The sequence below is a fragment of the Streptomyces subrutilus genome (assembly GCF_001746425.1).
GTDB classification, from domain to species: Bacteria; Actinomycetota; Actinomycetes; order Streptomycetales; family Streptomycetaceae; genus Streptomyces; species Streptomyces subrutilus_A.
Genome location: NZ_MEHK01000001.1, coordinates 6,651,831 through 6,673,870, shown reverse-complemented (window position 1 = coordinate 6,673,870; position 22,040 = coordinate 6,651,831). Strand labels below are relative to the sequence as shown.

Annotated in this window: 17 protein-coding genes; 9 read left to right on the top strand and 8 right to left on the bottom strand. The window is 74.3% G+C overall.

The window, feature by feature from the left end; translation table 11 throughout:
* Window position 1 precedes the first annotated feature (1 nt).
* The 5 genes from BGK67_RS30400 to BGK67_RS30380 all read right to left on the bottom strand — a co-directional run bounded on the left by BGK67_RS30400 (window position 2) and on the right by BGK67_RS30380 (window position 7,930).
* A complete protein-coding gene (locus BGK67_RS30400) occupies window positions 2-3,286 on the bottom strand; it encodes a TIM-barrel domain-containing protein (RefSeq protein WP_079154459.1) in 3,285 nt (1,094 codons plus the stop codon).
* A 155-nt stretch (window positions 3,287-3,441) separates the two neighbouring features.
* Entirely contained in the window at window positions 3,442-3,648 is a 207-nt protein-coding gene (locus BGK67_RS30395) for a hypothetical protein (RefSeq protein ID WP_069923077.1), read from the bottom strand.
* Between the two features lie 270 nt (window positions 3,649-3,918).
* Window positions 3,919-5,712, bottom strand: a complete 1,794-nt coding sequence (locus tag BGK67_RS30390; protein WP_069923076.1) for an ABC transporter permease/substrate binding protein — start codon at window positions 5,710-5,712, stop codon at window positions 3,919-3,921.
* The gene (locus tag BGK67_RS30385) at window positions 5,712-6,764 is read right to left on the bottom strand and encodes a quaternary amine ABC transporter ATP-binding protein (protein ID WP_069923075.1); all 1,053 of its coding nucleotides are present in this window, start codon (window positions 6,762-6,764) and stop codon (window positions 5,712-5,714) included. The genes BGK67_RS30390 and BGK67_RS30385 overlap by 1 nt, the downstream gene beginning before the upstream one ends.
* Before the next feature lie 176 nt (window positions 6,765-6,940).
* The gene (locus BGK67_RS30380) at window positions 6,941-7,930 is read right to left on the bottom strand and encodes a SigB/SigF/SigG family RNA polymerase sigma factor (protein WP_079154458.1); all 990 of its coding nucleotides are present in this window, start codon (window positions 7,928-7,930) and stop codon (window positions 6,941-6,943) included.
* Window positions 7,931-8,075: 145 nt separating this feature from the next.
* On the opposite strand from BGK67_RS30380, the gene BGK67_RS30375 reads away from it, so the two are divergent.
* Window positions 8,076-8,489 (top strand): MarR family transcriptional regulator, encoded by a 414-nt coding sequence (locus BGK67_RS30375; RefSeq protein ID WP_107488889.1) that lies wholly within the window; start codon window positions 8,076-8,078, stop codon window positions 8,487-8,489.
* Here BGK67_RS30375 and BGK67_RS30370 read toward each other — a convergent pair.
* Both BGK67_RS30370 and BGK67_RS30365 read right to left on the bottom strand, forming a co-directional pair.
* Entirely contained in the window at window positions 8,467-9,279 is an 813-nt protein-coding gene (locus tag BGK67_RS30370; protein WP_069923074.1) for a GntR family transcriptional regulator, read from the bottom strand. The two genes, BGK67_RS30375 and BGK67_RS30370, sit on opposite strands and share 23 nt — an antisense overlap.
* Before the next feature lie 114 nt (window positions 9,280-9,393).
* Window positions 9,394-10,947 carry an IucA/IucC family protein gene (locus BGK67_RS30365; RefSeq protein ID WP_069923073.1) on the bottom strand — a complete coding sequence of 518 codons (1,554 nt, stop codon included), beginning with the start codon at window positions 10,945-10,947 and terminating at the stop codon, window positions 9,394-9,396.
* Window positions 10,948-11,065: 118 nt separating this feature from the next.
* On the opposite strand from BGK67_RS30365, the gene BGK67_RS30360 reads away from it, so the two are divergent.
* The 4 genes from BGK67_RS30360 to BGK67_RS30345 all read left to right on the top strand — a co-directional run bounded on the left by BGK67_RS30360 (window position 11,066) and on the right by BGK67_RS30345 (window position 17,013).
* Entirely contained in the window at window positions 11,066-12,604 is a 1,539-nt protein-coding gene (locus tag BGK67_RS30360) for an IucA/IucC family protein (protein ID WP_069923072.1), read from the top strand.
* 137 nt (window positions 12,605-12,741) lie between these two features.
* The gene (argG, locus tag BGK67_RS30355) at window positions 12,742-14,193 is read left to right on the top strand and encodes an argininosuccinate synthase (RefSeq protein WP_069923071.1); all 1,452 of its coding nucleotides are present in this window, start codon (window positions 12,742-12,744) and stop codon (window positions 14,191-14,193) included.
* A gap of 163 nt (window positions 14,194-14,356) precedes the next feature.
* Window positions 14,357-15,868: an FAD-binding oxidoreductase gene (locus tag BGK67_RS30350; RefSeq protein WP_079154457.1), complete on the top strand. Its 1,512-nt coding sequence runs from the start codon at window positions 14,357-14,359 to the stop codon at window positions 15,866-15,868.
* Window positions 15,869-15,876: 8 nt separating this feature from the next.
* Entirely contained in the window at window positions 15,877-17,013 is a 1,137-nt protein-coding gene (locus BGK67_RS30345; protein WP_141754090.1) for a serine protease family protein, read from the top strand.
* Here BGK67_RS30345 and BGK67_RS30340 read toward each other — a convergent pair.
* A complete protein-coding gene (locus BGK67_RS30340) occupies window positions 16,967-17,359 on the bottom strand; it encodes a hypothetical protein (protein ID WP_069923069.1) in 393 nt (130 codons plus the stop codon). The genes BGK67_RS30345 and BGK67_RS30340 overlap by 47 nt on opposite strands.
* Before the next feature lie 212 nt (window positions 17,360-17,571).
* Between BGK67_RS30340 and BGK67_RS30335 the strand changes: the two genes are divergently transcribed.
* From BGK67_RS30335 to BGK67_RS30320, 4 genes are all read left to right on the top strand, one after another.
* Complete coding sequence (locus tag BGK67_RS30335; RefSeq protein WP_079154456.1) at window positions 17,572-18,924, top strand: histidine kinase; 1,353 nt, start codon at window positions 17,572-17,574, stop codon at window positions 18,922-18,924.
* Window positions 18,921-19,601 carry a response regulator gene (locus BGK67_RS30330; RefSeq protein WP_069923068.1) on the top strand — a complete coding sequence of 227 codons (681 nt, stop codon included), beginning with the start codon at window positions 18,921-18,923 and terminating at the stop codon, window positions 19,599-19,601. The genes BGK67_RS30335 and BGK67_RS30330 overlap by 4 nt, the downstream gene beginning before the upstream one ends.
* Before the next feature lie 119 nt (window positions 19,602-19,720).
* The gene (locus BGK67_RS30325) at window positions 19,721-20,764 is read left to right on the top strand and encodes an alpha/beta hydrolase (RefSeq protein ID WP_069923067.1); all 1,044 of its coding nucleotides are present in this window, start codon (window positions 19,721-19,723) and stop codon (window positions 20,762-20,764) included.
* Complete coding sequence (locus tag BGK67_RS30320) at window positions 20,761-21,987, top strand: acyltransferase family protein (RefSeq protein ID WP_069923066.1); 1,227 nt, start codon at window positions 20,761-20,763, stop codon at window positions 21,985-21,987. The genes BGK67_RS30325 and BGK67_RS30320 overlap by 4 nt, the downstream gene beginning before the upstream one ends.
* Window positions 21,988-22,040: the final 53 nt, after the last annotated feature.

Genomic DNA, 22,040 nt, shown 5'->3' with positions numbered 1-22,040 from the left:
GTCAGGGGGTGAAGGTCCAGCGTTGGGCGGGGCTGTCGGTGCAGGCGGCGCGGGTGAGGCGGGTGCCGTTGGCGGTGCCGGATCCGGCCGGGGTGAGGCATTGGCCCAAGGTGCGCAGGGTGCTCTGGGGGCCCGCCTGCCAGATCTGGCCGGCGCTTGCGTCGCAGGTGCGGATCGTCACCCGGGCGGCGTCCGAGCCGTCCAGGCAGACGCCGGCGAGGCCGGTGAGGCGGCCGTCGCGCTGGAGGGTCCAGCGTTGGTTCGGGCCTCCGTGGCAGGTGTAGAGGGTGGGCTCGGTGCCGGGGGTGGTGGCGCTGTGCGGCAGGTCCAGACAGCTCGCGGAGGCCGCGTTGACGAGGGTGGCGTCGGACGGCAGCGGGGCTGGGCGTCCGGTGAGGGTGATCTCGGCGGCGCTGGTCCACGGGCCGCGCCCGCCGGCCTCGGTGAGGGCCTTCAGCTTCAGGTAGCGGCCGCTCTTCAGGGGCAGGGCGGCGCTCTTGGCGGCCGCGGTGTCCGCGAAGGTGCCGCTCGCCACGGGTGAGCCCCAGTCGGCGGTGGTGTCGGAGACGTAGACCTCGTAGTCGCCGATGCGGCCGTTGACCCCGCCGTCCTGCCGGGGCAGGTAGCCGAGGCCGTCCACCGCGTAGCGGGCGCCGAGGTCGAGCTGGATCTCGTGCGGGAGCGCGGCCGGCTTCCCCGAGGACCAGGCGGTGTGCCAGAGCGTGGCCGGGTCGCCGTCGAAGGCGCGCACGGCCGCGCCGTTCTCGGCCGCGGTCTCCTGGCTGTCGGCGGAGACCAGGGACCAGCCCGACTGCGCGATGGGGGTGGCGGAGGGCAGGGCTCCGGCCGCCGGGACGGTGGTGCCCGCGGCCGAGACGCTGAACGCGCCCGACTTCGTACCCGTCTTGATCCACAGGACTCCGGAGCGGTCCGCCGGATCGAAGAACCAGCCCGCGGCGGCCGCGTCGTAGGCGGCCTTGGAGGTCAGGCGGGGCAGGGCGGCCCCGTCCGCCGTGAGGGCGGTGGGGGCGGACGCCACGTGGAGGGTGAACTCGTACCCGCGGGAGGCCGGTTTGCCGGTGTAGCTGCCGGTCGGGGCCCCGACGGAGACGGTGACCGTGCCGGAGCCCGCGGCGGGGGCGGTGACGTCGACCTGCTGGCGGGCGTAGGCGCCGGACTGGTAGGCGCGGGTGCGGCCGTCGTCCTCGTAGAGGCTGAAGGAGGAGTTGCCGCGCGGGTGGATGTCGTAGGTGAGGGTCGAGACGGGCTTCTCGCCCGTGTAGTTCATCTGCGGCCACATCGGCACGATGGCGCCGCCCTTGACGAAGAGCGGCAGGGTGTCGAGCGGGGCCTGGTAGCCGTTCAGCCAGCCCGGGCCCGCGTACGTGCGGCCCGTCCAGTAGTCCGTCCAGGTCCCGGCGGGCAGGTAGATCCCGTCTCGGACGGAGGTGTCGGAGACCACGGGCGCGACGAGGAGGGAGTCGCCGGCCATGAACTGGCCGCTGGTCAGGTTCCCCCGGGCCACCGGGTCGTCGGGGTGTTCGAGGACCATCGCGCGGGTGCTGGGCACTCCGGTCTCGTGCGCGGTCCTGCTCATCGTGTAGAGGTACGGCATCAGCCGCATCTTGAGCTGGAGGTACTTGCGGTTGATGGAGAGGTGGGGCTCCGCGAAGCGCCAGGGCTGCTTGTCCTGGTAGCCGGCCGAGGGTCCGGTCGCGCCCCAGCCGGACATGGTCATGAAGGCGGGGGTGAAGGCCTTCCACTGGAGGTCGCGGGTGTACGTCTCGGGGCTGCCGCCGAAGATGCCGTCGACGTCGCCGGAGGCGTAGTTCAGGGCGGACAGGCCGGCGCCGGTGATGGCGGGGACGTGCCAGCGCATGTCGTCCCAGGTGCCGTGGGTGTCGCCGGTCCAGACGACGGCGTTGCGCTGGGTGCCGGCCCAGCCGTCGACGGTCCAGACGTAGCGCCGGGCGTCGGAGTTCTTCTCGATCCCCTCGACGGCCTGCCGCACCCCGTCGAAGGCGTACTTGTAGCCGCTGCCGATCCAGGCCACGTCCGTCTTCACACCGCGGCTGCCCGCGTTGCCGACCTCGTCGGCGATGGAGCCGAGCCCGGTGGAGGTCCACAGTCCGGTCTGGAAGCCCTTGGCCCGCAGCGCGTCCACCGTGGACTTGAGCGGCGCGGTGTAGCCGCAGCCGTAACCGTCGTTCGGCAGGAACCAGCCCGAGGGCATGTCGGCGGCCCGGGCGTCGGCCGCGTACCCGACGACGTCCGGGGTCGTCTGGTGGCGCGGGCGGTCGTGGTCGCCCTGGTAGTCGGGGTTGGAGGCGTTGAAGCAGTCCGCGTTGCCCAGTTCGAAGCCCCACATCGGCGCCATGAACGGCTTGCCGCTGACGTCGGTGTACGCGTCGAGCACGGACTTGAGGGAGGTGCCGGTGAAGTACCAGGCGTCGAAGCGGCTCTCGTCGTGGGTGAGGGCGGTCGGCGCGTCGAAGGCGTAGGAGCCCGGGGCCCAGGTGTTGCGCATGACGCCGTAGCCGTTGGTCGACATGTAGAAGGGGGCGGGGCTGGCGTTGTCGTTCTCACGCCACTTGTTGTCGACCGCGACGGGGACGGTCTTGCCCCGCAGCGCCCATTCGCCCAGGCGCAGGCCGGTCCCGTAGAACTGCTCGTCCGCGCCCCGGGCCAGGTACTGGGTGGTCCGGGTGCCGGTCCAGCTGGTGGGCTGGGTCTCCTGCCAGACGAGGGTGGTGTTGTCCGCCCGGTAGACGGAGAACCGCAGGGGGGCCTTGTTGACCCGGATGGACAGGGCTCCGGTGGTGATCCGGTAGTACGCGCCCGCGTCGGTCCAGCTCGCCGTGACGGGCCCGAAGTCGGTGGTGGGCGCGAGGTCGGCGCCGGCCGGGTCGTCGGTGAAGGCCCCGTCGGGCGAAAGCCAGAGCCGGAAGACGTCGGCCCGGGCGACGACCACGCGGGCCTTGGCGCCGCTGGAGGCCGTCACCGTGAAGGTGTTGCCGGTCCGGCCGAAGCCGGTGACGTTGCCGGCCGTGGCCGTGGCCCCGGCGGGGGCCGCGGCGGCGGGCGAGGCCGCCGGTCCGGCGGCGGCCAGGCCCGCGACGGCCAGCAGGCCCGCGAGCAGGGCTGCCCGGGTGCGCCGCAGCCGGGCCCGGGTGGTGTGCGCGGCTCCGCGCCGGGTCCCGGCTCTCGTCCCGGCCCTGGTCCCGGCCCTGGTCTCGGCCCAGGTCCTGGTCCTGGTCCTGGTCCTTCGGATGCCTGGCAGTCTCATGGGGCAGCTCCTCGTGCGGTCCGGATCGCGGACACACCGCTTTGGCATGCACCTGGCAAGATAGCGCTCGACAGGCCCCCACTGAAGGATGATGCTCGAAATCGCCGCCTACCACGCATCTTTGAGCATGGATTCAGCAGGCCGCGTCCCTCGGCTCAGAGGCTGACCGCCAGCACCGGCGGGGTCGGGGAGGTCCACTGGTGACCGCAGGGGTCGAAGACCAGCACCACCGGACGGCCCGGCCGCTGGCGCCACGAGATGCGTTCGGGAGCGCTCTCGCAGACCGGACAGCAGGGCAGCGGACCGGCCTGCGGAGGGCACGCGGGTGCGGCCGCGAGCGGCGTGGCGTGCGGATCGCGCATGGAGGCTCCCTGGTCGGGCGGTTGGGCTGATCGCACTGTGCCATGGACGAGCCCCTGTCCGCACGGGCGAATCATCCAGTGTTCTGGCTGGTCAGAGGTGTGGTCACCAGGAGGATTCCGGTCCTCTTGGGGGCACTTGGTGACCAACCGCACGCGCCGCCTGGCGCCGGCCCTGCCGCTGACCGCCCGCTCACGCCCGCCGGTGGCGACACCGCGCCCCGGGGACCACACGGTGTGGTCCCCGGGGCGCGGGCGGGTCGGATCGGCGCGTCAGGCCGGCTGGTCGACCTCGGGGTTCTCGGCCAGCCAGGCGCGGACCGCCTGCTGCTCCTTGCCCTTGCCGGTGTCCTGGATCTTCGCCTCCAGGCTGGTCAGCTGCTGCTCGGTGAGCTTGAAGGAGCTCAGCCAGCGCGCCACCTCGGGCTCGTCGGCGGCGAAGCCCTTGCGGGCCAGGGTGTGGATGCCGTCGCCCTTGCCCCAGGCCCCCTTCGGGTCCTCCAGCTTGGTCAGCTCGTACGAGGAGTAGGCCCAGTGCGGGGACCACAGCACGGTGACGACGGGCTCCTTCTTGTCGTAGGCCCGCTTGAGCTCGGCGAGCATGCCGGGCGTGGAGCCGTCGACGACCTGGTACTCGCCTTCGAGGCCGTACTCCTTCAGGACCTTGTCCTTCAGGATCGACATGACGCCCGCGCTCGGCTCGATGCCGATGATGCGGCCCTTGAACTGGGCGGACTTGCCCTTCAGGTCGGCGAGCGAGCGCACGTCCTTCACGTACGAGGGCACGGACAGCTCCAGCGAGGTGGGGCCGTACCAGGAGCCGAGGTCCTCCAGTTTGTTCCCGTACTTCTCCCAGTACTGGGCGTGGGTGACGGGCAGCCAGGAGTCGGTCTGGAAGTCCAGCTGGCCGCCGGCCAGGCCGGTGTAGAGCGCGCCGGCCTCGAGCTGGCGGGCGTCGACCTTGAAGCCGCGCCGTTCCAGGAGCTCCTTCCACAGGAAGGTGGAGGCGATGCCCTCGTCCCAGGGGATGTAGCCGACGGAGAGCGTGCGGCCCTTGCCGATGTCCGCGGCTCCGGCCGGTCCCTCCTTGGCAGCCGAGCCGCCGAAGGTGCCCAGGCCGCCGGCGACGAGGGCGAGCGCGACGGCCCCGGCGATGGCGTAGGCGGGCTGGGGCCGGTGGTTCCACACCTTGGCCGCGCCGGTGGCGGCGGACCGGGCCTTGGCGAGCGCGCGACGGCCGAGCGGGGAGACCTGGCGGCCGAGCGCCCCGGTCATCCGGTCGAGGTACATGGCGAGGATGACGATCGAGATGCCCGCCTCGAAACCGAGGCCGATGTCGACGTTGCCGATGGCGCGGTAGACGGCTCCGCCGAGGCCGCCACCGCCGACCATGCCCGCGATGACCACCATGGACAGGCCCAGCATGATGACCTGGTTGACCCCCGCCATGATGGTCGGCAGGGCGAGCGGCAGCTGGACGCGGACCAGGGTGTCGCGCGGCGCGGTGCCGAAGGCGTCGGCCGCCTCGACCAGTTCCGGGTCCACCTGGCGGATGCCGAGCTCGGTCATCCGGACGCCCGGCGGCAGCGAGAAGATGATGGTCGCGATGATGCCGGGCACCACGCCGACCCCGAAGAAGATGATGCCGGGGATCAGGTAGACCATGGCCGGCATGGTCTGCATGAAGTCCAGGACGGGCCGCAGGAGCGCGCTGACCCGGTCCGAGCGCGAGGCCCAGATGCCGAGCGGGACGGCGAAGGCCAGCGTGACGAGGGTGGCGACCAGGACCAGGGACAGCGTGGACATGGCCTCGGACCACAGGCCGACGGAGTCGACGAGGGCGAAGCCCGCGAAGGCCAGCAGGCCCGCGAGGAGTCCGCGCAGCCACCAGGCGCCGACGGCGAGGATGCCCGCGAACAGCAGGGGCGCGGGGGCGGACAGGACGGCGTCGATGCCGTCGTAGAGGCCGGTGACGACCGTGCTGATGGCGTCGAACAGCCAGGACAGGTGGCTCTGGAGGTAGTCGACACCGCTGTCGACCCAGGCACCGACGTGCAGGCGGGGCATCAGGCGGCCACCTCCACGCAGGCCATCGGGGGCCGCGGTTCGTCGCCGATGAAGGCGATGAGGCGGCCCTGCGGGACCGAGCCGATGACCGCTCCGTCCGCGCCGGTCACGGCGACCGGGTGCGGGACGCGGGCGCTGACGGCGCACAGGTCCGCGAGCGGGGTGTCGGCGGGGACGGTGGGGCAGGCGCACGCGTCCGCGTCGGCGGTGGGCTCGTCCATGACGGCGTCGGCCGTGAGGACGCGCGAGCGGTCGACGTCCTGGATGAAGGAGGCGACGTAGTCGTCGGCGGGGCGGGTGAGGATGTCCTCGGCGGTGCCCTGCTGGACGATGCGCCCGTCGCGCATGACGGCGATGCGATCGCCCAGGCGCATGGCCTCGTTGAGGTCGTGGGTGATGAAGACGATGGTCTTCTTCAGCCGCCGCTGCAGTTCGAGGAGCTGGTCCTGCATGTCGCGGCGGATCAGCGGGTCGAGGGCGCTGAAGGACTCGTCCATCAGCAGCAGGTCGGCGTCGGTGGCCAGGGCGCGGGCCAGGCCCACGCGCTGCTGCATGCCTCCCGACAGCTCGTCGGGCCAGGACCTCTCCCAGCCGCCGAGCCCGCACAGTTCCAGGGCCTCGCCGGCCCGGCGCTCGCGCTCGGCCCGGGAGACGCCCTGGACCTCCAGGCCGTACGCGGCGTTCTCGAGGACGTCGCGGTGCGGGAACAGCGCGAAGTGCTGGAAGACCATGCTGATCTTGGTGGAGCGCACCCGGCGCATCTCGCCCGCGCCGAGCGCGGTGAGGTCCTGCCCGTCGAAGAGGACGCGTCCCGCGGTGGGCTCCAGCAGTCCGTTGAGCATCCGCAGCAGCGTGGACTTGCCGGATCCCGACAGACCCATGACGACGAAGATCTGGCCGGGCTCGACGCTGAAGGAGGCGTCGATGACCGCGGCCGTCGTGCCGTCGGCACGCAGCTCCTCGCGGTCGGCGCCGTCGCGGAGCGCGCGGACCCCTTCATCGGCTCGTCTCCCGAACACCTTGTAGACGTGCTCGGCCTGGAGCGTGGACACATACACCTCGCGGGTCGTACCGGGTACGGCGCGCGCCGGTCTTGCGGCCGGCGGGCCGCGGAGCGGGGCGGGATCTGCCCGCGTGCGCCACGCACTCCGGCGGCGGCGCCGGAGCGAGTGCTTCCACTCCAGCCTCGTTGGTTCCCGGCATTCACCTGCGCAAACGCAAAGGTGATCTACCTCACGGATGCGGCCCGGCCCGTGGCCTGCGGTCCGTCCTCCAGCATCGAGTCGCGCAGGTGCCCCAGGATCCGGTTCAGCACCCGCGACACCTGCATCTGCGAGATGCCGAGCGCGGCGCCGATCTGAGCCTGGGTCAGCTCCTGTCCGAACCGCATCCCCAGCATCCGGCGCTCCCGCTCGCTGAGCCGTTCCAGCAGCGGCGCCAGGGTCTGGATGTCCTCGACCAGTTCCATGGCGGGCTCGTCCTCGCCCATGACCTCGGCGAGCGTGTGCCCCTCGGTCTGGCCGCCGCCGTACTCGTACGGAGCCGCCTGCGGGGCGTCCAGGGAGCCGCTGGTGTGGGCGTTGGCGGCGAAGAGCCCCTCGATCACCTCTTCCTCGGAGAGGCCGAGGTGGTCGGCGAGATCCGCGACGGTGGGCGACCGGTCGAGCTCGCTCGTCAGCGACTCCTTCGCCTTCGCGATGTCGATGCGCAGCTCCTGGAGCCGGCGCGGGACCCGGACGGCCCAGGAGGTGTCGCGGAAGTGCCGCTTGATCTCGCCGGTGATGTACGGCATGGCGAGCGTGGAGAACTCGTTCTCACGGGCCGGGTCGAACCGGTCGATGGCCTTGATCAGGCCGATGGTGCCCACCTGGACGATGTCTTCTATGTCACAGCCCTCGCGGGTGCGGAAGCGGCGCACGGCGTACTGGACGAGCGAGGCGTTCATCTCGATGAGGGTGTTGCGGACGTACTGGTACTCCGCGGTCCCCTCGGTCAGCGAGCGCAGCCGCTGGAAGAAGACCTTCGAGAGCTCCCTCGCGTCCGCGGGGGCCATCTCCCGGGGGTCGTCGATCCGCGGCACCCCGGCGCTGAGGGCCGCCGATTCGGCGCTGCGGCGCGGGCTCGGGACGGCGGCCGGAGCACGGGTGGCGTGCGCGGCGGGGGCGGAGGCGCCGCCAGGGGCGGCGCCGGTATGGGAGTACGGGGCAGGGACCGGCATGGGGTTCGCTCCTTGGGCTGGTCGGCTTGCGGCGCGGGACCTTGACTGCCGTAGATGTTGGCCCTCTTCTCGTCTCCCGTCAAGAATTACCGGAAATGCGTTTCACGTCTTGCGTCACATGAATCCCTCGACGCATCATGACGGCATGGGGAGCACGTCTCAGCGCAACAACTGGACATTCCTGACGAACCACGCCCGCGTTCTGGTGACCATCGCCCGGGATCCGGCCGTGCGGCTCAGGGATGTCGCCGCCGTGTGCGGCCTGACCGAGCGCACCGTGCAGACGATCGTCACCGACCTGGAGACGGACGGGTACCTGCGGCGCGTGCGCGACGGGCGGCGCAACCGGTACGAGATCTCCCCCGGCGCGGTCTTCCGGCACCCCGCCGAGGCGGGCGTCCAGGTGGCCGGCCTGCTCGCCCTGCTCACCGGCGCCGCGGCCGACCGGGGCGCCCCGCAGCCGGCTCCGGAGATGACCGGGCGGGAGGCTCGGGAGGCCACCGGGCTCCTCGGCCTGCGCCCGGCCCTCGGCCCCTCTACGTCACGCGGAAGCCGGTGACCGGACGGCCGCGGTGATCCTGGCGGTCATGGCGATCGAGGACGTCCCGGTGGAAGGTCAGCCGGTCCCAGGTGGGAAACGCCAGGTCCGTGACGGCCAGCAGCCGGCCCGAGGTGTCGTGCAGGGTGCGGCGCACGGTCAGGCCGCAGGCCTGGGCGACGGCCTGCGGATGCGTGATGCGCGTCATGGTCAGCGTCTCGGCGACCCGGCCGTCCGCCTCCGCCCGGTCGAGCCAGCGGTGCACCGGACTCAGATCCTCGTCCCGGACCGCCGCGGGCCGGTCGCGGTAGCGGGCGAGCTCGGGGCTGCGCGAGACGGCGTCCCGGCTGAGGTAGGTGACGGCGTGCCGCAGGGTCTCGCCCGCCGGGCCGCGCTCGCGGCGGTGGTGCACGAGGGTCCGCTCGCCGCCGCTGATGCCGAGCAGCGCGGCGAGCGAGGGCGGCACGGTGACCAGCGTGAGCCAGCTCTGCGCCCGGACGGACACGGCCGCGGGTGCGGGCAGGGGCGCGGATCCCGCTCCGGGTCCCGCGGGTACCGGCGCGGGCGATGCGGCCGCGACGGCGCGCGTGCCGCGGCGGCCGGTGACGACGAGGCCGTCCTCGCGCAGGTGCTGGAGCGCGGCCCGGATCGTCTGCCGGTTCACCTGGTAGCGCGCGGCCAGGCTGCGCTCCGAGGGCAGTCTGCCGCCGGGGGCCTGCGCGGCGCGGTCGAGCTCGTCCCGCAGGGCTGCGGCGATCCGCTGGTACTTGGGCATGGCGGCCGGGCCGCCGCCCCGCGAAGGGGAGGGCATGGCTTCTCCTCTGACGGGTGGTCAAGGACTGCGCGGTCTGCCCGACCAACCTAGCATTGGTCTATACCTCTGGGTGAGGGGAGTGCACGGAACGGGCACACGTTGGCCGGTTCCCTACCCCCGCAGCGGATTCGGAAGCGGCAGGTAGCGGGCGTCCGCGCCGTCCGCACGGGTCCAGCGCAGCAGCAGGTTGGTCTTGGCCGGCAGGTCGGGGGCGGCGAGCAGTTCCGCGATCTCGGGGAGCCCGCGCTCGGCGTCGTAGCGCAGGAACTCCTCCCGCACGGCCGGCCAGACGAGCGCGGAGATGTCCGGATGCCGCTCGCCGAGCGCACCGGCGATCTCCGCCAGGTGGTTGACGACCAGGCAGTAGACCAGCCGCTGCCAGGCCGCCCCGCGCTCGACGTCGGCCGGCAGCTTGACCCCTTCGGCGTCGCGGAAGAGGGCCTGGACCGGCATGCCCGCCGCGTCCACGGCGATCACCGTGTTCTGGAGGTGCGCCTCCAGGACGATGCCGTGCCGGGCGAACAACTCCAGTACCGGGGGCACGACCTGGCGCAGGTACGCCCGCCACCAGGCGGCCGGGTCGGCGGTGCTGTCCAGTGGGCTTCCGGGGTAACCCTCGGCGAGGGCCGCGGCCAGCAGCGGAGTGGCCCCGGGCGCGGCGTGGGCCTGCCCGCCGCGGGCGCCGAAGCCGTCGCGGACGAGGACGGCGAGCTCCTCGAAGGCGAAGCCCGCGGTGCGGTAGCCGCGGTCGGCGAGCCAAGCCGCGCCCGAACCGGCCCGGCGCAGCGCGGCGAAGCCCGCCTCGACCGCCGCGTCGGTGCGGCGCAGCTTCAGCAGGTCGTGGCGCCACAGCCGGCGCACGTCGTTGGTGATGCGGACGTCGAGGCTGAACTTCACGAAGAGGTCCGCGGGCCCCGGTACGTACAGGGTCCGGATCGAGGCGGTGGGCCAGGCGGGCAGGCGGCTCTCGCCGAGCCGCAGCAGCCGCCCGTCGGCGAACGCCTCGCGCACCGGCGGCCGGGAGCCGACCAGGTCCAGCTGCCAGGGGTGGGCGGGCAGCAGCCGGTAGCCGGCGGGCGGGCGCGGCCCGCCGAGGGTGTCGGCCAGGGAGTCGATCGCCGCGGCCGCGGCCGGCCCGCCCTCCTCGGCGGCCTGGTCCTCGCGCAGCCCCAGGAAGGCCAGCGGGAAGCTGACGTGGGCTTCCGGCGCGTACGGCAGCCAGCTCGCGGCCGGGGCCCCGCCGCGGGCCTTGGGCGCCGGGTGGTGCGGATGGCCCATCATCAGGGACTGCTCGGAGAGCAGGTACGGGTCGGCCGGCGGCTCGGCGGTGGCGCGGGCGGCCAGCAGCGCGGCGACGGTGTTCCGGCTGTCGTCGATCTCGACCGGCAGTTCGTCGTTCGGGACGCCGGTGTACCGGCCCAGTTCGTCGGAGGTGAGCTTGACCAGTTCGCTGTGGCTGAGCGGATGCCAGCCGTCCGGCGTCCGCAGTTCGGGGTGCTCGGGCCTGCGGGCGCCCCGCACCCGGAGCAGCCGGCCGCTGCCGCGGAGCCGGTGGACCCCCGCACCCTGGCCCGCGGCGGGCTCGGCGGCCTCCCGGAGCAGACAGTTCAGGAGTGGGGTGGCCGCGTAGGCGTCGGCGGCGGCGTTGAAGTCCACTGGTTCCATTCGGTCCTGTCCGGTGCGCCGGGGGCAGCGGAAGCTTCCCCCGGCCGTGATCATCAGTATCCGCGATGATGACGTGATCATCCTGAAAAGCGGTATCCCGATGTACGGAGCTCCCAGCATGTACCTTCCCGCTTCCCCCGCCGAAGAGGCGGTCGCAGCAGAGCTGGTCTCGGTGCGCCCGGCGCTCGAAGCGGCGTACACCGGCGCGCTGGGCGGGGCACGCGCCGCCGTACTGACCCGGCTGTGGCGGGCCCTGGCCTTCGAGCCGCTGCCGTGGGTGGTGGGCCGGGAGCGGAGCGCCGACGGGCTGACGCTGCTGCTGGCCGGGGGCGGCCGGCTGGAGGGGCCGCTGCCGGACGCCTACGCCACCACGCCGTACGTGCGGGAGCTGCTCCTCGACGGGAAGCCCCACCGGGGGGCCGCCCGGCTGGTGGCGGCCCTGGGCGTGCCGCACGGGGAGGGGTTCGCCGCCGAGCTGGACGGCAGCACGGCCTCGCTCGCGCTCTCCCGGGCCGGCCGGCCGGACACGGACACGTACGGATCCGAGGACGCGGACGGTCCCGGGCCGCTGACCACCCGGGAGTGGGAGCAGCGGGTGGTCGACGGCCATCCGTACCACCCGAACTGCCGTTCCCGGCCCGGCTTCTCGGTGGCCGAGCAGCTGGCGTACGCGCCCGAGCACCGGCCCGTGGTCGAGCTCGGGCTGGTCGCCGTACGGGCGGAGGAGTGCCTGCTCACCGACGGCTGGCCGGCGGAACTGCGGGACGGAGGGCGGGTCCTGATCCCGGTGCACCCCTGGCAGGCGCGGCACGCGCTGGCGCACGAGCGCGTGCGGGACGGCTTCGCGGCGCATCCGCTGATGGCGCTGCGGACGCTCGCCCCGGTGGCGGGCGGGGCGCACGTCAAGACGGCGCTCAGCACCCGGCTGACCTCCTCGGTGCGGGACATCTCCGGCTACTCGATCGAGACGGCGGCGGCCGTGTCCGCCTTCGCCCAGGCCCTGTCGGAGCGGCTCGACGGGCGGCTGCACGTCACCCGCACGCTGGGCGCGGTCACCGCCCACAGCCCGGACCTCGCGGCCGTGCTGCGCGAGCCGCCGGAGGTGTACGCGGACACCGCCGCGGGTGAGCGGGTGCTGCCGGTGGCCGCGCTGGCCTGGTTCCCCCCGGCGCGCTCGGCGGCCTGGCTGGCCGAGTTCGCCCGGCTCGCGCTGTCGGTGTCCCTGCGCGTGCTGGAGCTCGGCGTGGCCCTGGAGGCCCACGGCCAGAACCTCCTGGTCGTCCTGTCCGCCACCGGCGCCCCGGTGCGGCTGGTCTACCGCGATCTCGCCGACATCCGGATCAGCCCGGCCCGGCTGGTCCGGCACGGGCTGCCGGTGCCGCCGCTGTCAGGACGGCTGATCACCGACGACGTGACCGCCCTGCGGCGCAAGCTCTTCGGCTCCGTGCTGACCGGGGCGCTGGGCGCCACGGCGGGCTCGGCGGCCGCGTTCGCCGAGGCCTTCGCCTCCGCCGCGGCCGGGCTGCCGGCCACCGACGACACCGCGGCCCTGCTGACCGGGACGCTGCCCACGAAGGCGCTCACCCTGATGCGGCTGAGCCCTGGGGTGCCGGGCGACCAGTGGGCGCAGCTGCCCAACCCGCTGGCCGGGCGGTGAGCCGCGGCTCCGGCCGGGCGGAAGCCTCTCCCCCCCCGGGGCTTCCCCCGGGGCTTGCCGTCGGCGCGCAAGAGCTGATCCGGGACTCTCCGAACGACGACGTTGCATGATCATGCAGGATGCCGCATACTCTTCCTATGTCTAAGGTTCTCACCTCCCTGCCCACCGGCGAGCGCGTCGGCATCGCCTTCTCCGGCGGACTCGACACCTCCGTCGCGGTCGCGTGGATGCGCGACAAGGGTGCCGTCCCCTGCACCTACACCGCCGACATCGGCCAGTACGACGAGCCCGACATCGCGTCGGTGCCCGGCCGTGCGACGGCGTACGGCGCCGAGATCGCGCGCCTGGTCGACTGCCGCGCCGCGCTGGTCGAGGAGGGCCTGGCCGCACTCACCTGCGGCGCGTTCCACATCCGCTCCGGCGGGCGGGCGTACTTCAACACGACGCCGCTGGGCCGCGCCGTCACCGGCACCCTGCTGGTCCGGGCGATGCTCGAGGACGACGTGCAGATCTGGGGCGACGGCTCCACCTTCAAGGGCAACGACATCGAGCGGTTCTACCGCTACGGCCTGCTCGCCAACCCGCACCTGCGCATCTACAAGCCGTGGCTCGACGCCGACTTCGTCACCGAGCTCGGCGGCCGCAAGGAGATGTCGGAGTGGCTGCTCGCCCACGACCTCCCCTACCGCGACAGCACCGAGAAGGCCTACTCCACCGACGCCAACATCTGGGGCGCCACCCACGAGGCCAAGACCCTGGAGCACCTCGACACCGGCGTCGAGACCGTCGACCCGATCATGGGCGTGCGGTTCTGGGACCCCTCGGTCGAGATCGCGGCCGAGGACGTGACCATCGGCTTCGACCAGGGCCGCCCGGTGACGGTCAACGGCAAGGAGTTCGCCTCCCCGGTCGAGCTCGTCATGGAGGCGAACGCCATCGGCGGCCGCCACGGCCTGGGCATGTCGGACCAGATCGAGAACCGGATCATCGAGGCCAAGAGCCGCGGCATCTACGAAGCCCCGGGCATGGCCCTGCTGCACGCCGCGTACGAGCGCCTCGTCAACGCGATCCACAACGAGGACACCCTCGCCCAGTACCACAACGAGGGCCGCCGGCTCGGCCGCCTCATGTACGAGGGCCGCTGGCTCGACCCGCAGGCGCTCATGATCCGCGAGTCGCTCCAGCGCTGGGTCGGCGCGGCCGTCACCGGCGAGGTGACCCTGCGGCTGCGCCGCGGCGAGGACTACTCGATCCTCGACACCACCGGCCCGGCGTTCAGCTACCACCCGGACAAGCTCTCCATGGAGCGCACCGAGGACTCGGCGTTCGGCCCGGTGGACCGGATCGGCCAGCTCACCATGCGCAACCTCGACATCGCCGACTCCCGCGCCAAGCTGGAGCAGTACGCCGCTCTCGGCATCGTCGGCAACACGCACGAGACCCTCATCGGCGCCGCCCAGGCCGCCTCGACGGGGCTCATCGGTGCGATGCCGGAGGGCGGCGCCGAGGTCATCGCCTCCCGCGGTCTGGCCGAGGGCGACGACGAGCAGATGCTCGACCGCGCCGCGATGGAGTTCGGCACCGACTGACGGGCGCCGGCCGGCCCGCACCTGCCGGGGCCGGCCGCGCCGACCCGCAGCGGCCCACGGCCGGCCGGCCCGCGCCGGCCGGCCGTGGGCCGTTCGGGGGTCAGCGCGGTGTGTGGGGGCCCGCCTTCACGCCGATCGGTGCGGGCGGTGGCAGGAAGGGGGCATGAGCCTCCGTCGTCGCCAGGTCCTGGGCAGTGCGGCCGCGGCCGTCCTCGCCTCCGTGGGGGCGGCGGGCCGGGGCCCTGACCACGCCGCGCTCGCACGCGGGCTCGACGGCCGGCTGGTGCTCCCCGGCGACCGCGATTTCGCCGAGGCCCGGCAGCTGTTCCAGCCCCGGTACGACTCCGTGGCCCCCGGGGCGGTGGCCTATCCCGCCCACGCGGGCGATGTGGCCGTCTGCCTGGACTTCGCCCGCCGTACGGCCGTGCCGGTGGTCGCCCGGGGCGGCGGACACGGCTACGCGGGATGGTCGACCCGCGCCGGAGGTCTGGTCGTCGACGTCGGGGCGATGGCCGCGGTCGAGGCCGAGGGGGACGGGGTACGGATCGGCGCCGGGGCCAGGCTCGGGGACGTGAACGCCGCCCTCGCCGCGTGCGGGCTCGCCGTCCCGACCGGGCTGTGCCCCTCCGTCGGCATCTCCGGACTCACCCTCGGCGGCGGCCTGGGCCTGTCCTCGCGGGCGTACGGCGCCACCTGCGACCGGCTCACCGCCGCCCGGGCGGTCACCCCCGACGGGTCCGTCCGCGAGGTGTCCGCGGACCGGGACCCGGACCTGTTCTGGGCCCTGCGCGGCGGCGGGGGCGGCAACTTCGGGGTCGTCACCGAGTTCCGGTTCCGCACCCACCCGGCGGGCGACTGCGCCTTCGCCGAACTGCACTGGCCCGACGGCGACTCGGCGGCGGTCCTGCTCGGCTGGCAGCGCTGGCTGTCCGCACTCCCGGACCCGTTCTGGTCCCAGGTGGAGTTCACGGTCGAGGCGGGCTCCGCCGCGCCGCCCCCGGCGGTCCGGGTGGTGTGCCTCGACGGGCGGTCCGAGCTGGAGCGGCAGCTGACCCGCTTGTCAGACCTGGTCGGCCGCCCGTCCCGGGACGGCCGGAGCACCGTACGGAGCTACGGGGACACGGTACGGACCCTGTCGGGCTGCCTGGAGCGCAGCGCGGAGCAGTGCCGGCTGCCGGGCAGTCTTCCCGGCCGGGGCCCCGCGGGCCTGCTGGGCCGGGACTCGTACGCGGCGCGCTCCGACTTCTGGACGGGCCCCGGGCTGCCGGACGCGGCGGTCGGCGCGGTGCTGGCCGCCGTCCGGCGGTACGGCTCCGCGGTTCCGCCCGGTGGACGCGGAGTGGTGCAGTTCGACGGGGTCTGCGGCGGCGCCCTGAACCGGATCGGGGCCTCGGAAACCGCCTTCGTGCACCGCGACAGCGCCTTCCTCGCCCAGTACCTCGCCTACTGGCCGCCGACCGCGACGGCCCCCGAGGTGGCCCGGCACCAGTCCTGGCTCGACGGGCTCTGGCAGGACCTGCGCCCGTGGGCGAGCGGCCGGGCGTACCAGAACTACACCGACCCGCGGCTCGCCGACTGGCGCGAGGCCTACTACGGGCCGAACCTGCCCCGGCTGGAGGCCGTCCGCCGCGCCTACGACCCCGACCGTCTGTTCCGCTTCCCCCAGGCGCTCTAGGAGACTGCATGCGACGTACGTTGACGATGGCCGCGGCGGTCGCCGCCGCCCTGCTGCTGCCGACCGGGCCGCTGCCCGGCGCCGAGGCGGGCGGCGCCGCGCAGGCCGCGGTGGGCCGGTGGTCCGCCCGGGAGGCACAGGCTTTCTGGACCGCCGAGCGGATGGCCTCGGCCGCCCCGCTGCCGCCGGCGGAGCCCGTACCGGCGGCCGGGACGCTGCCGCCCGCGGAACCCGCGCCGCCGGCCGGGACGCTGCCGCCCCCAGAGCCCGCACCGCCGCCCGCGGGGCCGTCGGACCCGGTGGTCCCGCCGGCTCCGGCGGCCGAGCCCCCGTCCCCGTCAACGCCCGCCCCGCCCCCTTCGTCCCCTCCCGCTCCCCCTCCCGTCCGCAGGCCGGCTGCCGCGCTGCCCGCCGCCGCGGCGCCCGGTGTCGGGCAGAACTTCGACGGCATCCCGGTCGTCGGCCGGATGTTCGTGGTCAAGGGCGCCGGGTCGTACTTCTGCACCGCGAGCGTGGTCGCCTCCCCGGGGCGCGACCTGGTGCTCAGCGCGGCGCACTGCCTGCTCGGCGCGGACACCCGGCGGGTGGCGTTCGTACCGCGCTACACGCGCGCGAAGCCCCAGCCGTACGGGATGTTCCCCGTCCTGCGGGACGCCGCCGGGCGGTCCCGGATCTGGATCGACCCGCGCTACCGGTCGCGGGGCGCCGACCGCGCGGCCGGGCTCGACGTGGCCTTCGCACAGGTGGGGCCGAACGCCGCCGGGGTCCCGGTGCAGAGCGTGGTCGGCGGCAACCGCCTGGTCACCGGGGCCGGTTACGCGCATCCGCAGGTCACGCTGATCGGCCACCCGTCCTCGGCGGCCCGCCCGCGCCGGTGCGTCAACCGGACCACGAAGTTCACCAGCAGGGACGCGCGGATCCCGGGCTCGTTCCTGCGGATCGACTGCACCGGCTATCCGGGCGGGACCAGCGGCGGCCCGTTCCTGGTCCGCTACGACGCCCGCACCAGGACCGGCGACGTGGTCGGGGTGATCGGCGGCTGGAAGACCGGCGGGGACACCGCCGACACCTCGTACAGCTCCTACTTCGGCTCGGACATCAGGAAGTTGTACGCGAAGGCGGTTGCCGGGGCGAAGGCGGGGTGAGCACCCGGACCCATCGCGTCCGGCGCGGATTGCCGACCGTACGCGGGGTCGCCGGGAGCCCGGCGGCGGTCAGCGGGTCGGCGGGCGCGAGGCCGAGCCGGCGGCGCAGGTCGGCGAGGGCCGCGTGCACGGGCGCGAGCACCACTTCGGCCCCCGGGTCGATGTGCGCGAGGGCGTGCGCGGTGGTCTCGATGGCCTCGGCGGCGTCCTCGGCGGCGGTCCGGCTCCACCCCCCGGGCACGCCGGTCCGCCAGGGCGCGACGGTGTCGTAGAGGTGGCAGGCGGCCTCGGCCACGGCGTCGGCCCGTTCCCCGACGCCCGGCGCCGCGATGGTCGGCAGTTCCATACCGGCTCAACGAGCCGGCTGCCTCCGGGGGTACGAGCGGCTGCCACCGAGCGCCCGCGGCGGGCGGGCAGGCTTCCGGGTCGTCATGAGGCCGCGGTAGGCGGCCACGGGAGCAGCAGCAGGAGGAGGCCAGGCACGTGAAGGCGAGCTCCCCCGTGATCGACCGGCGGGCAGCCTGTGCCCCGGTCGGTTGCGCATAGGCTGGCCCGATCATGAGCGACAAAGCCCGCTTCCGGCTGCGCGGCCGGACCCGCGAACGCGTCCGTACCGTCCCCTCCTCCCCCGGCCCGCGGGTACCCGGGGCGCTGGCGCAGCTGGCCCTGGTCCTGCGCACGCCCGCCCGGGCGGCGCAGCCGCTGTTCGCGCAGGCGCCCCAGGCCTGGCAGCGGATGCTGCCGTTCGCCGTGGTCGGCGTCTTCGTGGTGACCCTGCTGCCGGTGACCATCACCGTGCTGGCCAACGACTACGGGCTGGGAGGCGGCTGGGCGGGCGCGCTGGGCGTGGCGCAGACCGTGCCGCTGCTGCTCGCGGTGACCCGGCCCGTGCACGCCTGGGCCGTGATCCTGCTCGCCGACACGATCGGCGCGGTGCTGCTGATCCACGCCGAGCGGGTGTCCGCGCACGCCTGGCCGTGGACGCCGATGGTGATCGTCGGCTACCTGCTGCTGATGGCGTGCCTGGGGCTGCGCGAGTCCATCCGGACCCTGGTCGGGGTGTGGCTGGCGACCGGCGCGGTCGGGACGGTGCTGGGCTTCTTCCAGCCGGCGGGCTCGATGAACACCGCCGCGCTGCTGTTCGTGCTCGGCGGCGTGATGCTGGCGCTGACGGGCGCCCTGCGCGGGCTGGGCGACGCGCAGCAGCGGATCGCCGAGCAGGAGAGCATCAGCGAAGCGGAGCGGGCCCGGCGCACGCTGCTCGAGGAACGGGCCCGGATCGCGCGGGAGTTGCACGACGTGGTGGCCCATCACATGTCGGTGATCACCGTGCAGGCGGATTCCGCGCCGTACCGGCTGCCGGGCATGCCGGAGCCGGTGCGGGAGGAGTTCGCGGCGATCGCGGCCGCCGCCCGGGAGTCGCTGGGCGAGATGCGGCGGCTGCTGACCGTGCTGCGCGGCGACGGGACGGAGCGGGCCGAGGGCGAGAGGGCCCCGCAGCCCGGGATCGGCCGGATCCAGCAGCTGGTGGAGGCGACCGTACGGGCCGGGCAGCCGGTGGAGTTGTCGCTGGCCGCCGGCGCGTCCGAGGCGGCCCCGCCCGCCGTGGACCTGTCGGCGTACCGGATCGTGCAGGAGGCGCTCGCCAACGTGGTCCGGCACGCGCCCGGGGCGGCGGCCCGGGTGTCGGTGACCGTCGACGCGGACGAGGTACTGGTACTCGTGGTCAACGGTCCGGCTCCGGAGCCCGTGGTGGCGCTGGAGAGTTCGGGCACGGGGCACGGCCTGGTGGGAATGCGGGAACGCGTACGGTTGACCCGCGGGACGCTGGACACCGGTCCACTGCCCGGCGGCGGCTTCCGGGTCGCTGCCCGCCTGCCCCTGAACACCCCTGACGAGGAACCCAGTTGACCATCCGAGTGATCATCGTCGACGACCAGGCCATGGTGCGGGCGGGGTTCGCCGCGCTGCTGTCGGCCCAGGCCGACATCGACGTGGTGGGCGAGGCGCCCGACGGCCGGCAGGGCTTGCAAGTGTCCCGCTCCACGCACCCCGACGTGGTGCTGATGGACGTGCGGATGCCGGAGATGGACGGGCTCACGGCGGCCCGGGAGCTCCTCGACCCCCCGCCCGGGGTGGTGCACCGGCCGAAGGTGCTGATGCTGACCACCTTCGACATCGACGACTACGTGTACGAGGCGCTGCGCGCGGGCGCCTCCGGATTCCTGTTGAAGGACGCTCCCCCGGCCGACCTGATCGCCGCCGTACGGGTCGTCGCGTCGGGCGAGGCGCTGCTGGCGCCCTCGGTGACGCGGCGGCTGATCGCCGATTTCGTGCAGCAGCGTCCGGCGCCGCGCAAGGATCCGGCGCTGCGGCTGAACGGCCTGACCCCGCGGGAGACCGAGGTACTGGAACTCATCGCGCGCGGGCTGTCGAACCAGGAGATCGCGGGCCACCTGGTGCTGGCGGAGCAGACGGTCAAGACGCACATCGGGCGGGTGCTGGCCAAGCTCGGCCTGCGGGACCGGGCGCAGGCGGTGATCTTCGCGTACGAGGCGGGCGTGGTGCGGCCGGGCGACTCCCACTGAGCACGGCTTCTCCTCCACCCCCTACCGGGGTATGACATCCGACTTGGCTCCACGGTCCGACGTACGGGCCGGTACCTCCTTCCTACCTTCCTCCTCGTCACGAGGAGAGGAGAAGGGGCATGCGCCGCTTCGGAAGGACGATGGCCACGGCCGCGCTGGCGGTCGCCGTCGTCGGGGGGACCGCGGGGTGGGCCTCCGGCGACAGTCAGCGGGTGGTCACCGGGCCGCCGCCCGGCACGGCCGCCTGGCGGGCCGAGACGGTGTCCGGCCGGGCGCTGCCCGATCCGGCGACCGCGACGCCGCACGAGGTGACGCGGTTCTTCGCCGGGCTGGACGAGGCCGCGCGCCGGGAGCTCGTACGGTCGCACCCGCTCGTGGTGGGGAACCTGGACGGGGCTCCGCTCCCCCTGCGGTACGAGGCGAACCGGCTGGCGATCGCCGCCACGGGTGAGGCCCGCCACGCCCCGCTCGGGGCGCCGGACCGGCAGATCCTGGCCTTCGACCCGCGCGGCCGGGGCCAGATCGCCGAGGTGTTCGGGGACCTGGAGCACGCGGCGCACGTGTCGGTGATCGTGCCGGGGTCGGACAACGACGCCACCCGTCACGACGCCCGGCGCGAGCCCGCCGGCGGCCCGGCCGGGATGGCCCGGGCGCTGCGCGCGGCCGCCGGCGACTCCACCGCGGTCATCGCGTGGGTCGGCTACACCACCCCGGTCGGGGTGGGCCTGGACGCGGCCGACGGCCGGCTGGCCGAGGCCGGGGCCCCGCGCCTGGCCCGCTTCACCGCGGGGCTGGACGCCGTCGGCGCACCCGACCCGGTGCTGTTCTGCCACAGCTACGGCTCGGTGGTCTGCGGGCTGGCGGCCCAGCACACGGACGCCACCGACATCGTGGCCTTCGGCTCCCCCGGCATGCGCGCCGACACCGCGGCCGCGCTGCGCACCGGCGCCCGGGTGTGGGCGGCCCGCGGTCCCTCCGACTGGATCGCCGACGTGCCGAACGTCGAGTTCGCCGGCGTCGGCCACGGCTCCGACCCCGCCTCGGCGGCGTTCGGCGCCCGCCGGGTGCCCGCCGCGGACGTGCGGGGCCACACCGGCTACTTCGCGGCCGGCAGCCAGTCCCTGGCGGCGTTCGCCGCGATCGCGGCGGGAGAGGTCCGATGACGGCGCGCGTACGGGCCCTGCTCAAGCGGACCGCCGACGGCATCGAGCGGCAGACCCCGGCCCACCGGGACCGGGCGGTGGACGGGCTGCGCGCCCTGGCACTGCTGGCCGTGCCCACCGGCCACTGGCTGCTCGGCGGTTTCACCCTCGACGCCGACGGCGGCCTGCACAACGCCAGTCCGCTGTCGGCCTTCGGCGCGCTGGCCCCGGCGAGCTGGGTGCTCCAGATGCTCGGCATCTTCTTCCTCGTGGGGGGCTACGCCTCGGCACTGTCCTTCCGGCGCCGCACGGGCTCGACGGGCGCGTGGCTGAAGGGGCGGATCGTCCGGCTGGGGCGGCCGGTGCTCGGGGTCACGGCGGTATGGGCGCTGGCGGCGCCGGTGCTGTACGCGGCGGGAGTGCCGGAGGCGACGCTGCGGACCGGGGCGACGCTGGTGATCCAGCCGCTGTGGTTCGTCGGGGTGTACGTGGTGATCACCGCGCTGACCCCGTACTGCGTGCGGGCGGCGGGCCGGCTCGGCGGGTGGGCGGCGGCTCCGCTGCTCGTCTCGGTCGCCGTGGTGGACTTCCTGCGCTACGGGCCGCTCGCCGGCTCGGTGCCGGGCTGGGTCGCGCTGCTCAACATCCTGCCGGGCTGGCTGTTCGCCTACCAGCTGGGTGTCGGCTGGGGCGAGGGGCGGATCGGGCGGCGCGGGGGCTACCTGCTGCTGGCGGGCGGGACGCTGCTGTTCGCGGCGCTGCTCGTGGTCTTCCACTACCCGGCCTCGATGGTGGGCGTGCCGGGCGCGGAGCGGACCAACTCGCACCCGCCGTCGCTGCTCGTCCTGGCTTTGGCGGCGGCCCAGTCGGGCGCCGCGATCCTGCTGCGCGACCGGCTGGCGAGGCTGCTGGCCCGGCAGGCCCTGTGGGCGCCGGTGGTCGTGGTCAACCTGTGTGCCATGACGATCCTGTGCTGGCACCAGACGGCCATGCTGGCCGCGGCGGTTCCCGGGTCCTTCCTGGGCGAGGTGGCGGGGCTGACGACGGCGCCGGACAGCCTGGGCTGGATCGCGGCGCGGGTGGCGTGGATGCCGGTGTTCGCGGTGCTGCTGGTCGCCATCGCCCGGTACGCGAGGCGGTTCGAGGGTCCGGCGCCCCAGGGACGCACGGCCCCGGCGGTCCGCCGGACCGTGGCGGGGCTGCTGGCGGCGGGGTTCGCGGTCTTCGCGCTGGGGCTGGCGTAGAGCGGCCCGCACCGCCTACGACGAGAGCGCCGCTCCCGGTTGGGTGCGGCGCT

Bases quoted from the DNA above. Each gene is read 5' to 3' on its own strand.
- BGK67_RS30320 (WP_069923066.1), top strand. From the start codon at position 20,761: ATGACGGCGCGCGTACGGGCCCTGCTCAAGCGGACCGCCGACGGCATC.
- BGK67_RS30375 (WP_107488889.1), top strand. From the start codon at position 8,076: ATGGGGAGCACGTCTCAGCGCAACAACTGGACATTCCTGACGAACCAC.
- BGK67_RS30380 (WP_079154458.1), bottom strand. From the start codon at position 7,930: ATGCCGGTCCCTGCCCCGTACTCCCATACCGGCGCCGCCCCTGGCGGC.
- BGK67_RS30365 (WP_069923073.1), bottom strand. From the start codon at position 10,947: ATGGAACCAGTGGACTTCAACGCCGCCGCCGACGCCTACGCGGCCACC.
- BGK67_RS30350 (WP_079154457.1), top strand. From the start codon at position 14,357: ATGAGCCTCCGTCGTCGCCAGGTCCTGGGCAGTGCGGCCGCGGCCGTC.
- BGK67_RS30360 (WP_069923072.1), top strand. From the start codon at position 11,066: ATGTACCTTCCCGCTTCCCCCGCCGAAGAGGCGGTCGCAGCAGAGCTG.
- BGK67_RS30345 (WP_141754090.1), top strand. From the start codon at position 15,877: ATGCGACGTACGTTGACGATGGCCGCGGCGGTCGCCGCCGCCCTGCTG.
- BGK67_RS30395 (WP_069923077.1), bottom strand. From the start codon at position 3,648: ATGCGCGATCCGCACGCCACGCCGCTCGCGGCCGCACCCGCGTGCCCT.
- BGK67_RS30390 (WP_069923076.1), bottom strand. From the start codon at position 5,712: ATGCCCCGCCTGCACGTCGGTGCCTGGGTCGACAGCGGTGTCGACTAC.
- BGK67_RS30325 (WP_069923067.1), top strand. From the start codon at position 19,721: ATGCGCCGCTTCGGAAGGACGATGGCCACGGCCGCGCTGGCGGTCGCC.
- argG (WP_069923071.1), top strand. From the start codon at position 12,742: ATGTCTAAGGTTCTCACCTCCCTGCCCACCGGCGAGCGCGTCGGCATC.
- BGK67_RS30370 (WP_069923074.1), bottom strand. From the start codon at position 9,279: ATGCCCTCCCCTTCGCGGGGCGGCGGCCCGGCCGCCATGCCCAAGTAC.
- BGK67_RS30400 (WP_079154459.1), bottom strand. From the start codon at position 3,286: ATGAGACTGCCAGGCATCCGAAGGACCAGGACCAGGACCAGGACCTGG.
- BGK67_RS30335 (WP_079154456.1), top strand. From the start codon at position 17,572: ATGAGCGACAAAGCCCGCTTCCGGCTGCGCGGCCGGACCCGCGAACGC.
- BGK67_RS30340 (WP_069923069.1), bottom strand. From the start codon at position 17,359: ATGGAACTGCCGACCATCGCGGCGCCGGGCGTCGGGGAACGGGCCGAC.